Below are 13053 nucleotides of genomic sequence, written 5' to 3'. Positions count from 1 at the left end.
CCCGTTTCAGGAGAAACCCGGATGGATCCGTTGACCCTCGCCGCCATCGGCTTTGCCGTCATGCTTGGACTGATCGCGCTGCATGTGCCCATCGGGGTCGCGATGGCGGTGATCGGCGTGGCGGGCTTCGGCATCATGGTGGATTGGGGTCCGGCGCTGTCGCTGCTGGCAAGCGAGCCGGCCGCGACCCTGACCAACCTTGATCTTGCGGTGCTGCCGCTGTTCATGCTGATGGGCAGTCTGGCCGCCGCCGCCGGGCTGGCGGGGGATGTCTACAACATCGCGCAAGCCTGGATCGGGCATCGCAAGGGCGGGCTGGCCACGGCGACCATCCTCGGCTCGGGCGGGTTCGGCGCGGTCTGCGGCTCGGGCGTTGCCACCACCGCCACCTTCGGCAAGGTTGCGCTGCCCGAGATGCTGAGCCGGGGCTACGCGCCGGCGCTGGCCACCGGTTCGATCGCCGCCGGGGGCACACTGGGCATGATCGTGCCGCCCTCGACCGTCATGGTGCTCTACGCCGTGCTGACCGAGCAGTTCGTGCTCGACCTGTTCACCGCCGCCATCATTCCGGCGATCATCGCGGTGCTGTTCTATATCGCCGCCGTCCGGGTCTCGGTCTGGCGGGTGGGTGGGCAGCGGTCCGAGCCACTGCCCTGGCCCGAGCGGTTCCGCGCCCTGCGCCGGGGCTGGAGCGTGGTGTTCCTGGCCACCGTGGTGCTGGGCGGGATCTACAGCGGCATCTTCACCGTGAACGAGGCCGCCGCCGTCGGCGTGGTGATCGCCTTCGTCTTCGTGTTGGTCCGGCGGGGCTTCGATCCGCGCATGTTGACCGGTGTGCTGGTGGAATCCGCCGCCGCCACAGCGATGATCTATGTGATGGTGTTCGGCGCGACGATCTTCTCCTACTTCATGGCCTTGACCGGGGCGCCGGTCGCGTTGGTCGGCGCCATCGCCGGGACGGATCTGCCGCCGATGGGCATCATCGCGTTGCTGCTGGTGCTGTATATCCTGCTCGGCGCCTTCTTCGACGAGGTGGCGGCGATGATCATCACCTTGCCCTTCGTGCTGCCGATCATCCTGCATCTGGGCTTCGATCCGATCTGGTGGGGCATCATCAACGTGATCGTCATCGAGATCGGCATGATCGCCCCGCCCATCGGCATCAACGTGATGCTGCTGAACGCGCTGAACCGCAACATTCCGCTGATCACGATCTATCGCGGGATCGTGCCCTTTCTGGCCGCCGATGTGCTGCGCCTGGCCCTGCTGGTGCTGGTGCCGCCGCTGACGCTCTGGCTGCCGTCGATGCTGCGCTGACGACCCGATCCACAGGAGGAGAAACCGATGTTCCACAAGACACTCGCCGCCGCCCTTGCCGCCGCCGCGCTGCTGGCCGGCGCGGCCAAGGCGGAAACCCTGCGCTTTTCCAGTTTCGAGCCGCCGCAAGCGTTTATCACCGGCACCATCCTGGCGAGATGGGCCGAGGATGTGACCGCCGCCTCGGAGGGCACGCTGAACGTGCGCATGTTCGCCGGCGGCACGTTGGGCCGCTCGCCGGCGCAGCAACTGGAGCTGGTGGAGAGCGGTGTCGCCGATCTGGCCTGGATCGTGACCGGCTACAACCCCGGCCGCTTTGACGGCAGCCTGGTGGCCGAGCTGCCCTTCGCCGTGACCTCGGCCACCTCAGGCTCCGTCGCGCTGTGGAAGCTGCACGAGGAAGGGCTGCTGGCAGGCGACTACGACAAGTTCAAGGTGGTCGGCGTCGTGACCTCCTCGCCGAATGCGGTGGTCAGCACCGGTGCGATCGCCCAGCCCGAGGATCTGCGGGGCAGGAATTTCCGCGCCTCGTCGCCGCTGCTGCTCAAGGCGCTGGAGGCGCTGGGCGCGGTGCCGGTCGGCGGGATTACCGGCAGCAATCTGGCGGAGAGCATCAGCCGGGGCTTGATCTTCGGCACCTTCAACGAATGGAACGCGATCCAGACCTTCCGCATCGACGAGGCCGCCGGCCATGTGCTGGAAGTCCCGATGGGGACCAGCACCATGCTGGTGCTGATGAACAAGGCGAAATACGATGGCCTGCCCGAAGCCGCCAAGGCCGCCATCGACCGGCATTCGGGGCTGGCGTTCTCGGAAGCCTTCGGCGCGGCTTTCGACGCCAATGTCGTCGATCACCGCGCAAAGGTGGTAGCCGACGGCAAAACCAAGGTGACCGAGCCGAGCGCCGAGCAGCTTCAGGCGTGGCGCGCGGCGGTGCAGCCTGTGACCGACGGCTGGATCGAAGCCACCCCGAACGGGCGCGCGATCTACGACCGCTTCATCGAACTGATCGCCGAGGTCGACGCCCGCTGATCTCCCGACAGAACGGACCCACCCCGCCGCCGGGCGCGATGCCCGCTCGGCAAGCGGCACCCCACACCCCCACGCCTAGCACAACCGGATGATCGCCATGCTTTCTTACCCCGAGGAAATCCCCGTCGTCGTGATTGGAGCCGGCCCCTGCGGCCTGACCACGGCCAGCATTCTGGCCACCCACGGCATCCCAGTGCTGCTGCTGGAACGCAACGCCGCGCCGATGGACATCCCGCGCGCCATCTCGCTCGATGACGAGGGGATGCGCACCTTCCAGAGCTTCGGCATGATGGACTACGGCCCCGGCACCATCCCTTCGGCGGGGGCGCATTACTACGACGACGCCGGGGTGGAATTCGCTGTGATCGGCGCCGGCACGCCGGTCTACGGCTTTCCCCGGCGCAGCTTCATCAACCAGCCCGATCTGGAAAGCGTGCTGCGCCGTCAGGCCGTCGGCAAGGGCGTCGACCTGCGCTTTTCCAGCGAGGTGATGGCGCTGGAGGAGCGCGCGGAGGACATTCTGGTCACGGTCCGGGATGTCGACGGCGCGTTGCACCGGATCGCGGCGCGCTATGTCGCGGCCTGCGACGGTGGCCGCAGCCCGGTGCGCGAGAGGCTGGGAATCGAGATGCGCGGCTCGACCTATGTCCAGGACTGGATCGTCATCGACACGCTGAACGATCCCGATCAGGGGCATTTCTCGAAATTCCTCTGCTCGGACCGCCGCCCGGCGGTCAGCGTTCCCGCCCCGAACGGCGGGCGGCGCTACGAATTCATGCTGCTGCCCGGCGAGACGCACGAGGCGGTGCTGGCCCCGCAGTCGGTGCGCGATCTGGTGGCGCCGTTCCGTCGGCTGGAAGACGCCGACATCGTGCGCAAGACGATCTACACCTTTCACGCTCGCATCGCCGAGCGGTTCCGCGAGGGACGCATTTTGCTCTTGGGCGATGCCGTCCATCTGACCCCGCCCTTCGCCGGACAGGGCATGAACGCCGGCCTGCGCGACGCCTCGAACGTGGCATGGAAACTGGCGGCCGTGCTGAAGGGCGGCGCGGCGCCGGCGATCCTCGACAGCTATTTCGACGAAAGGCGCGATCCGGCCTGGGCGATGATCCAGCTTGCCGTGGCAATGGGCGACATCATCATGCCGATGGGCGGTGCGGATCAGGCGTTCCGCCAGATGCTGCTGGCGCGGTTGGCTCCGTTCCCGGCGGTGCGGGACTATCTGCTGGAAATGCGGTTCAAGCCCCGTCCCCGCCATCCGCGCGGGCTGTTCCTCGACCTGCACGACCAGCCCTACGAGGGCGCCATCGTCGGCGAGATGATCCCGCAGCCCAAGGTCGCCGGTCCGGGCGGCGAGGTCCTGCTGGACGAGTTGCTGGGGCCGGGCTTCGCGCTGATTGCGCAGGACGCGGCCGGGTCGGCGGCGCTGGCCGCCTGCGCGGCACGGGATCTGGCCGGGTTGCCGCTGGCGCGGCTGGCGCTGGGGGCCGAGGTCGCCGGCTTGCCCCATGCCCGGGTGCTGGAGTCGGCGGTGGCGCGCCCGCTGCGCACCCATCGCGACCAGATCCTGCTGATCCGCCCCGACCGCTACGCCGCCGCCGCCCTTGCCCCAGAGGCGCTGGAGGAGGGACTCGCCGCTTTCAGGCGCGTGCTGGGCGCTTGAGCGGAGGCTTGCCCGGGGCGTTCAGGTCCACCCGCTCGGCCGCCCGGGCGATGGCATTCGCCGCCTCGAACAGCGCAGGCGTGTGCTGGCGCGCGAAATCGGCGAACCCCAGCGCCGATTTCAGCCAGATCACCGTCAGGCAGCACAGCACCCGGCCGTTCAGCCGGACCGGAACCGAAATGGACAGCGTATGTGGCCGATAGCCGTCGATCCTGATCCCATAGCCCGCCTCGCGAGTGCGCTGCAGCATCTGCGCCAGCCAGATCTCGTCATGCGCCGAGGCGAATTCGGGCAGGTCCTGCCGGCGCATCCCGTCGAGGATCGAGAGCCGCTCGGGCTCGGGGCAGAAGGCCAGATAGGCTTGCCCGCCGGCTGTTTGCAACATCGGGATGCGCTGGCCGACCATGCCGCCGTCGAAGGAGAACGGGCTGATCTTGTGGGTCGATTCCCGGATCAGCATGGAATATTCACCATAGGTCACCAGATCGACCGGCCACAGGATGCGCCGGCCCAGCCGCACCATTTCCGGCATCGCGATCTGGCCGATCCACGCCTTGTCGTAGAAGCCGGAACTGAGCGTGTGGACCCGGATCGTCGGCCGCCAGGCGTCGTCCGAGGCGCCGCGGGTCACGAAGCCCTGGCCTTCCAGCGTTTCCAGCAGCCGGTAGACCGTCGCACGGGGGATGCCGGTGATCCGGGCGATCTCCTGCGCGCGCAACCCGTCGAACTCATTGATCGCCTGCAAGACCTCAAGCCCGCGTTCCAGCGCGCGCACCGGGTTGAAACAGGCCATGGCGGGTCCCCCTCTGTTCATCTGACGGACATCCGACCGTTCCAGTTTGCAGCCGCCGGCGCTTTCGTCAAGGCCCGGCCCGAAACCCCCTACAGGAGACATCCATGCGTCTGGTATCCTTTCTGAACGATGGCCGCCCCGGCTACGGCATTGCCGAGGGCGACAGCCTGCGCCCGGCGACCGAGGCGTTCCGCGCCCGTTATCCCGACCTGCGGGCCGTGCTGGCCGGGAACGCTGTCGCCGCGCTGCCCGATGCGGTCGCAGACCCGGTGTCGCTGGCCTCGGTCACGCTGCTGTCGCCGATCCCGAACCCCGACAAGATCCTCTGCGTCGGGCTGAACTACGCCGCCCATATCAGGGAAACCGGGCGCGAGAAGCCGAAACATCCGTCGATCTTCACCCGCTATCCCTCGTCGGTGCTGGGCCATGGCGTGCCGCTGATCCGGCCGCATGTCTCGACCGAATTCGACTATGAAGGCGAGCTGGCGGTGATCATCGGCAAGTCCGGCCGTTATATCGCCGAGGCCGATGCGATGGATCACGTCGCCGGCTACAGCGCCTTCAACGACGGCACGATCCGCGATTTCCAGCGCCACACCAGCCAGTTCTGGGCGGGCAAGAGCTTCGACAAGACCGGCGCCATGGGGCCGTGGCTGGTGACGGCAGACGAACTGCCCGATCCGGCGGCACAGCACCTGCGCACGATCCTGAACGGGCAGGAGGTACAATCGACCCCGATCAGCGATCTGGCCTTCTCGATCCCCGAAATGATCGCCTATCTGTCGCAGGTCACCGAACTGCTGCCGGGCGACATCATCGCCACCGGCACCCCGGGCGGGGTGGGCCGGTTCCGTACGCCGCCGCTCTACATGAAGGCGGGCGACCGGATCGAGGTCGAGATCACCGGCATCGGCACCCTGTCCAACCCCGTCGCGGACGAGGGCTGACCATGCTGCCCGCCGCGATCCGGGCTGTCACCATCCGCGCGCCGGGCGGCCCCGAGGTGCTGGAGATGGCGACCCTGCCCTGTCCCCGCCCGCGGCCGGGGCAGGTGCTGATCGCGGTCGCGGCGGCGGGGGTGAACCGGCCCGACATCTCGCAGCGGGTCGGCACCTATCCGGTGCCCGCCGACGCCAGTCCGATTCCGGGGCTGGAGGTCGCGGGGCATGTGCTGGCCATCGGCGCGGGTGTCGCCGGGGTGGCGCCGGGCGATGCGGTCTGCGCGCTGGTGCATGGCGGCGGCTATGCCAGTCACGCACTGGCCGAGGCGGGGCAGGTGCTGCCGGTCCCCGCCGGCCTGTCGCTGAGCGAGGCGGCTGCGCTGCCCGAGGTGGCCTTCACCGTCGAGTACAACCTGATGATGCGGGCGGGCCTGTCCTCGGGCGAAACGGTGCTGATCCACGGCGGATCGAGCGGCATCGGCGCCCATGCCATCCAACGCGCCCGCGCGGCGGGGGCGCGGGTCATCGTCACCGCCGGCTCGGTAGAGAAATGCGACTGGTGCCGCCGGATCGGCGCCGATCTGGCGATCAACTACCGAAAGCAGGATTTCGTTGCCGAGGCGCTGGCCGTCACCGGCGGGCGCGGTGTCGATGTGGTGCTGGACATGGTCGGCGGCGGCTATGCCGACCGCAACCTGAAGGCGCTGGCCGAGGACGGGCGCTGCGCGCTGATCTCGCTGCAAGGCGGGCGGCGGGTCGAGATGGATCTGGAACCAATGCTGCGCCGCCGCCTGACCATGGTTGGCGCTACGCTTCGGCCCCTCCCGCCGGCGCGCAAGGCCGCCATCGCCCTGCGCCTGCGGCAAGAGGTCTGGCCACTGGTCGCCGCCGGGGCGATCCGCCCGCATATCCACGCCACCTTCCCGCTCGGGGCGGCGGCAGAGGCGCATCGAGAGATGGAACGGGGCACGCATCGCGGCAAGATCGTGCTGACGCTGGACTGACGCTCGTTCACACGTGAACAGTCATCTGGCGAAAATCGCCCCGTGCCACCGACTACTCTAGACTTGATCATCAACGGAGGAGACATCATGGCCATTTGCGCGCTGGGTTATTTGGGTATCCGCTCAGACATGCTGGACGACTGGTCGGATTTCGCGGGAAAGCTGCTGGGGATGCAGCGGCTCGACCGCGGCGGTAAGGCGGTGGCCTTCCGCATGGACGACCGCGCGCAGCGGCTGCTGGTCTCGGATGAGCCGGGTGAAACCCTGGCCTTCATGGGCTTCGAGGTCGAGACCCACGACGATCTGCGAGCCTATGCCGCGCGGCTCGAAGCGGTGGGCACAAGGGTGCATCTGGGCACACGCGGGTTGGCCGACCGGCGTTTCGTCGGTGACCTGATCTGGTTCCTCGATCCGATGGGCAACCGGGTGGAACTGTTCCACGCCCCGATGCTGGCGTCGGATCCCTTCGTGCCGGGTCGGCCCATCGACGGGTTCAAGACCGGCCCCTTGGGCATGGGCCATGCCGTGCTGCATGTGAAGGACATCGAGGTGATGATGCCCTTCTACCGCGACCTGCTGGATTTCCATGTCTCGGACTACGGGCTGAAACCCTATGGCTTGTATTTCTTCCACCTGAACCAGCGCCATCACAGCTTTGCCATGGTCGGCTCGGGCCAGCGCGGCTTCCATCACTTCATGGTGGAATACTGCAACCTGGACGACGTGGGGCAGGGCTACGACATCGCGCAGGTCGAGGATAGGGTGGCCTATTCGCTGGGCCGGCACACCAACGATTTCATGACCTCGTTCTACGCGCGCACGCCTTCGGGGTTCTTCGTCGAGAACGGCTGGGGCGGGCGGCTGATCGACCCCGCCACATGGGAGCCGCACGAAACCACCGACGGGCCGAGCTTCTGGGGCCATGAGCGGCTCTATCTGCCCGAGGACCGCCGCAAGCCGTTCCGCGACATGAGGATGGACGCGGCGGCGCGCGGCCGGCGGGCGCCGCCTATTGCCGATTGCCCCTGGCTGTTCGGAGAACTGGCGCGGCAGGGGTAGTCTGGCCAAGGGGGGGCGCCCTCGGTCGGCGCGGGGGGAGCTCTGCCCCGTCGCGGGTTGGTTCTCGAAGTCGCCATGGGTGCGCTAATCGTGCCGATCTCGGGCATTCCGGCGATCAGCGGTGTGCTGGCAACCAGGCCGATCCCCGGGATGTAACGGAGGACAATGGCCATCTCCGTTAGGTGAGCATCGCTTGCGATGACCTTGGTGATCCAGTCGCGGTGCGCAGGGCTTGGGTCATGGTATGGTCTCCTCGTTCAACGGACAGGGTTCAGTTCGGGTGGTCGGAATATTCCTCGACCACGGTCCAGCCTTCCTTCTCCGCCCGCAACTGGCGGTTCAGGATCGCCGTGATCCGCCTGTAGAGCCGCGCCCCACGGTGCGGGCGGCGCGGTTGCAGGAAAGGCTGAATTGAGGCCGCCTCTGCCGCTGTCCGTCTGGCGGACAGAAATGCCGGCGCTGCTGATTTCCGCCGTGGCACGAGGCTAGACCTGCCGAGAGAGTGGGATCTCCTTCCGCCGAGGCCGAACGGCGCGGGCGGGCGGATCGTCCGAAATTTTCATGGGAGAGTGCCGTGGCTATCAATGCACTGGGCTATCTCGGCGTACGCTCGGACCGGTTGGACGACTGGTCGGATTTCGCCGGACATCTTTTGGGGATGCAGAAAATCGACCGCGGCGGCAAGGCGCTGGCCTTCCGCATGGACGACAAGGTCCAGCGGCTGCTGGTTTCGGACGAGCCGGGGGAAACGTTGGCCTTCCTGGGCTTCGAGGTCGAGCATAAGAGCGACCTGCAATCCTATGCCGCGCGGCTGGACGCGGCGGGGGTCGAGGTTCACCTTGGTTCACGCGAACTGGCCGGTCGCCGTTTCGTGGGCGACCTGGTCTGGTTCCTCGACCCGATGGGCAACCGGGTCGAGCTGTTCCACGCGCCGATGATCGCCAGCGATCCCTTTGTGCCGGGCCGGCCCATCGACGGGTTCAGAACCGGTCCGCTGGGCATGGGCCATGCCGTGCTGCATGTGCAGGATATCGAGGTGATGATGCCCTTCTACCGCGACCTGCTGGATTTCCATGTCTCGGATTACGGGCTGCAACCCTATGGGCTGTATTTCTTCCACCTGAACCAGCGCCATCACAGCTTCGCCATGGTCGGCTCGGGCCAGCGCGGCTTCCATCATTTCATGGTCGAGTTCCAGAACCTGGACGACGTGGGGCAGGGCTATGACATCGCCCAGCAGGAGGACCGCGTCGCCTATACGCTGGGCCGCCATACCAACGACTACATGACCAGCTTCTATGCGCATTCGCCCTCGGGCTTCTTCGTCGAGAACGGCTGGGGCGGGCGGCTGATCGACCCCGCCACATGGCAGCCGCACGAGACCCATGACGGGCCCAGCTTCTGGGGGCACGAGCGGCTGTATCTGACCGAGGAGGGCGGGCGCAAGCACCTGCGCGACATGCGGATGGAGGCGGCGGCGCGCGGCAGGCGGGCGCCGCCGGTGCCGGATTGCCCCTGGCTCTACGGCGAGCTTGCGAGAACGGGGAGGTGAGCATGGAAAACTACGACGTCGCCATCGTGGGCTATGGCCCGACCGGGGCCGCGCTTGCCCATCTGCTGGGCCAATGCGGCCTGACGGTGCTGGTGCTGGAACGCGAACCCGCCGCCTATCACCTGCCGCGCGCGGTGCATTTCGACGACGAGGTGATGCGCGTCCTGCAATGGATCGGCATCGCCGATGCGATGGAGCCGCTGACCTGCCTGCATCCCGGCATGCGCTTCGTCGGCCCGGACGGCAAGCTGCTTCTGGACTGGCCGCGCCCGCAGGGCATCGGGCCGCAGGGCTGGCGCTCGAACTATCGCTTCCACCAGCCCGACCTGGAGCGGCTGCTGCGCGAGGCGATGGTGGACCGGCCGCAGGTCACCGTGCGGACCCGCTGCGACCTGTTCCTGGTCGAGGAGGACGCGGCGGGCGTCACCCTGCGCTACGAGGACATGAGCCGGGGCAGGGTCGAGCGGGCCCGGGCGCAATATGTCGTCGGCTGCGACGGTGCCCGGTCGCTGATCCGCCGCTTCATCGATACGGGCATGGAGGATTACGGCTTCCACGAACGCTGGCTGGTGATCGACGTGCTTCTGAACGGCGAAAAGCCCGAGCTGGGCGATCATTCGATCCAGTATTGCGTGCCCGAGCGTCCCTCGACCTATGTGCGCGTTCCGGGCCGCCGCCGGCGCTGGGAGATCACCGTGCTGCCGGGCGAGGACGCGACCGAGATGACCCGCCCCGAACAGGTCTGGCAGATGCTATCGCCCTGGCTGCGCCCCGACGAGGCCGAACTGGAGCGTGCGGCGGTCTATGTCTTCCACTCGCTGGTGGCCGAGGACTGGCGCCGGGGGCGGCTGTTCCTGGCCGGCGACGCCTGCCACCAGACCCCGCCCTTCATGGGACAGGGCATGTGCGCCGGCATCCGCGATGCGGCCAATCTCTACTGGAAGCTGGCGCTGGCCTGCCACGGCGCGGTGACCGGCGAGGCGGCCGAGCGGTTGCTGGACAGCTATGCGTCCGAGCGCAAGCCGAACGCCCGCGAATACATCCAGACCGCCGTGCGGCTGGGCGGGCTGATCAATACCTGCGGGACCGAGGCGGCGCTGCGGGCGGCCCTGCCGGGCAGCGGCGGCTCGGCCCGCATGGAAAGCATCGCGCCGCCCCTGGGCGAAGGCCTGGGCGTCGGTGCCGTCGCGGGCCGGTTGTTCGGCCAGCCGCGGCTGGCGGGCGGGGCGCTGATGGATGCGGTGCATCGCCACAAATGGGTGGTCGTGGCCGATGCCGCGCTGGCCGAGGGGCTGGTCCTGCCGGCGGAGGTGGCACTGGTCAGCACCGCGACCTCGCCCGACGCGGCCGGGCATCTGGCCCGCCTGGGCGTCGGCGCGGTCCTGCTGCGCCCCGATCGCTACACGCTCGGCGCCGCCGATACGCAAGCCGAACTGGCGCAGCTGCTGGACCTGGCGCTGCCCAACCCTGTGAAATCCAAGCAATCGGAGATGGCCTGACTCATGAAACTCTGTTCCTTCACCGCTGCCGGCCGCGCGAGCTGGGGCCTTGTCGTCCGGGACGGCATCGTCGATCTGGGTCGGCGCGGGCTTGCCCCCACGCTGCGCGATTTCCTGGCGCAGGGCGACCTGGCCCCCGCCGCGGCGCTGGCCGGCGAAACCCCCGATCACGCATTCGATGTCGTGCAGCATGATCCGGTGATCCCCAATCCCGACAAGATCATCTGCGTCGGCCTGAACTATCACGACCACATCCAGGAAACCGGCCGCGAGGAGACCCCGAACCCGGTCCTGTTCGCGCGCTATGCCGGCAGCCAGATCGGCCATGGCCAGCCGCTGGTCAGGCCGCTGGAATCCGACCAGTTCGATTACGAGGGCGAGCTGGCCGTCATCATCGGCAAGGCGGGCCGGAGGATCGCCGAGGCCGAGGCCCTGTCCCATGTCGCGGGCTATGCCTGCTACAACGACGGCTCGGTGCGCGACTGGCAGCGCCACACGCATCAGTTCATGCCCGGCAAGACCTTTGCCGGCACCGGCGGTTTCGGCCCCTGGATGGTGACGGCGGACGAGATCCCCGACCCCTCGGCGCTGCACCTGCAGACCCGGCTGAACGGGCAGGTGGTGCAGGACACCGACCTGTCGCTGCTGATCGCCTCGATCCCGCGGCTGATCGCCTATTGCTCGACCATCCTGCCGTTGCTGCCGGGCGACGTGATCGTCTCGGGCACGCCGGGCGGCGTCGGCGCCAAGCGCAACCCACCGCTGTGGATGCGGCCCGGCGACGTCGCCGAGGTCGAGATCAGCGGCATCGGCACGCTGCGCAACCCCGTCGTGGCCGAAGGCTGAGGCTTTCCTCGCAATCCCCGTCATGGCAATCTGACCGGATGAGCGAGACGGAAAAACCAGGCCGGAAATCCGAGGCCGTGCGTGCATTGACGCGCGGCCTTGCCATCCTGCGCCACGTCAATTCTGTGGGCGAGACGCGGCCGGGCGAGATCGCCAAGGCGCTGGATATTCCCCGCCCCAGCGTCTATCGCCTGCTGCAGACCCTGGAAGAGGCGGGCTATGTCGCCTTTTCCGCCAGCGCGAATCTGGTGCGCGTGACGCGGCTTGCTGCCTCGCTGGGCGACGGCTCGGCGCTGAGTTCGGAAATCTGCCAGATCGCCGCGCCGATCCTTGCCGAATATTCCGCGCAGCTGGTCTGGCCGCTGGACCTGACCATCCACCACAACGCCGCGATGGTGATCCAGGAAACCACGCATGGCCGTTCGCCCCTGTCCATCGACCGGGCGATGATCGGATCGCATCTGCCGATGATGCGGACCTCGGCCGGCCGGGCCTATCTGACCTTTTGCGACGAGGCGCAGCGCGCGCTGATCCTGGCCCATATCCGGCGCCTGGGGGATCCGGCGGACGCTCCTTTCCTGGAACCGCTATGGCTGGCGCGGATGATGTATGAGACCCGCGAGCGCGGCCTTGCGCTGCGCGATGCGGGCGAATTCCGCGCCCAGACCGCCTCGCTTGCCGCGCCGATCATGACGAGCGGCGGCATCGTCGGCTGCGTCTCGATGATCTGGATCCGCAGCGCGCTGAGCACGCGCGAGGCCATCGGCACCTATGCCGAGCCGCTGACCGGACTGGCCGCCCGGATCGCGGCATCCATGCCCGACTGAGGTGGGTTTCGTGCCCTCCTGATGAACTTCTGACCCAGACCGTCCGTCTGGCGGGCGCATTCTGCAAGCATTCGACAGGGATAGCGCGATTCGGCGGGGCGGGCGACTTGCCTGTCCGTCAGGCAGATAGGGCCGCGTCATCGCGCTTACGATCGACCATGGCACTGGCTGCATTGATTTGCACAGCACTTTGGCCCAGCTGGCCCCGAGAGCTTTGGCCGTGAACTGGCCCCCCTTTCGACCGGACACTTGGGCATGACCATGGAGGCTTAGGCATATGCCTGAGCACGTGCTTATGTCTGAGATAGAGATCATCGCCGATGGCGGCCGTCGCCGCCGCTGGACCGCCACCGAGAAGCTGCGGATTGTCGAAGAGACGCTGGACGACCGGTCCAGCATCTCGGTTGTGGCGCGCCGGAATGGCGTGGCGCCGAACCTGTTGTATCGTTGGCGGCGGCTCATGCTCGAAGGGGGGAGTGTCGCCGTGGCGGAAGACGATGATGTCACCAGCAACAAG

At 67.8% G+C, this 13053-nt stretch carries 12 protein-coding genes; 11 read left to right on the top strand and 1 reads right to left on the bottom strand.

Features of this window, described 5'->3' with window-relative positions; genetic code table 11:
- Window positions 1–21: 21 nt before the first annotated feature.
- The 3 genes from AQY21_RS19450 to AQY21_RS19440 all read left to right on the top strand — a co-directional run bounded on the left by AQY21_RS19450 (window position 22) and on the right by AQY21_RS19440 (window position 4015).
- Window positions 22–1317: a TRAP transporter large permease gene (locus AQY21_RS19450; RefSeq protein WP_058099261.1), complete on the top strand. Its 1296-nt coding sequence runs from the start codon at window positions 22–24 to the stop codon at window positions 1315–1317.
- A gap of 27 nt (window positions 1318–1344) precedes the next feature.
- Entirely contained in the window at window positions 1345–2349 is a 1005-nt protein-coding gene (locus AQY21_RS19445; protein WP_058099260.1) for a TRAP transporter substrate-binding protein, read from the top strand.
- Window positions 2350–2446: 97 nt separating this feature from the next.
- Complete coding sequence (locus tag AQY21_RS19440) at window positions 2447–4015, top strand: bifunctional 3-(3-hydroxy-phenyl)propionate/3-hydroxycinnamic acid hydroxylase (protein WP_065169964.1); 1569 nt, start codon at window positions 2447–2449, stop codon at window positions 4013–4015.
- Here AQY21_RS19440 and AQY21_RS19435 read toward each other — a convergent pair.
- Window positions 3993–4808, bottom strand: a complete 816-nt coding sequence (locus AQY21_RS19435) for a helix-turn-helix domain-containing protein (RefSeq protein ID WP_058099259.1) — start codon at window positions 4806–4808, stop codon at window positions 3993–3995. The two genes, AQY21_RS19440 and AQY21_RS19435, sit on opposite strands and share 23 nt — an antisense overlap.
- Window positions 4809–4912: 104 nt before the next feature.
- Between AQY21_RS19435 and AQY21_RS19430 the strand changes: the two genes are divergently transcribed.
- From AQY21_RS19430 to AQY21_RS19395, 8 genes are all read left to right on the top strand, one after another.
- Window positions 4913–5755: a fumarylacetoacetate hydrolase family protein gene (locus AQY21_RS19430; RefSeq protein WP_058099258.1), complete on the top strand. Its 843-nt coding sequence runs from the start codon at window positions 4913–4915 to the stop codon at window positions 5753–5755.
- A 2-nt stretch (window positions 5756–5757) separates the two neighbouring features.
- On the top strand, window positions 5758–6753 hold the full coding sequence (locus AQY21_RS19425) for an NAD(P)H-quinone oxidoreductase (protein WP_152988281.1): 996 nt from the start codon (window positions 5758–5760) through the stop codon (window positions 6751–6753).
- 87 nt (window positions 6754–6840) lie between these two features.
- Window positions 6841–7812 (top strand): VOC family protein, encoded by a 972-nt coding sequence (locus AQY21_RS19420; RefSeq protein WP_058099257.1) that lies wholly within the window; start codon window positions 6841–6843, stop codon window positions 7810–7812.
- A 574-nt stretch (window positions 7813–8386) separates the two neighbouring features.
- Window positions 8387–9364: a VOC family protein gene (locus AQY21_RS19415; protein WP_058099256.1), complete on the top strand. Its 978-nt coding sequence runs from the start codon at window positions 8387–8389 to the stop codon at window positions 9362–9364.
- Between the two features lie 2 nt (window positions 9365–9366).
- Window positions 9367–10863 (top strand): bifunctional 3-(3-hydroxy-phenyl)propionate/3-hydroxycinnamic acid hydroxylase, encoded by a 1497-nt coding sequence (locus AQY21_RS19410; RefSeq protein ID WP_058099255.1) that lies wholly within the window; start codon window positions 9367–9369, stop codon window positions 10861–10863.
- Between the two features lie 3 nt (window positions 10864–10866).
- Window positions 10867–11709 carry a fumarylacetoacetate hydrolase family protein gene (locus AQY21_RS19405; protein WP_058099254.1) on the top strand — a complete coding sequence of 281 codons (843 nt, stop codon included), beginning with the start codon at window positions 10867–10869 and terminating at the stop codon, window positions 11707–11709.
- A 38-nt stretch (window positions 11710–11747) separates the two neighbouring features.
- Window positions 11748–12536: a DNA-binding transcriptional regulator gene (locus AQY21_RS19400; RefSeq protein WP_058099253.1), complete on the top strand. Its 789-nt coding sequence runs from the start codon at window positions 11748–11750 to the stop codon at window positions 12534–12536.
- Between the two features lie 277 nt (window positions 12537–12813).
- The coding region (locus AQY21_RS19395) for a transposase (RefSeq protein ID WP_152988280.1) at window positions 12814–13053 on the top strand (240 nt) is incomplete at its 3' end.

It is taken from the genome of Paracoccus sp. MKU1 (assembly GCF_001447385.1).
Taxonomy (GTDB): Bacteria; Pseudomonadota; Alphaproteobacteria; order Rhodobacterales; family Rhodobacteraceae; genus Paracoccus.
The sequence above is the reverse complement of the archived record's forward strand: the minus strand, read 5'-3'. Positions and strand labels throughout refer to the sequence as shown.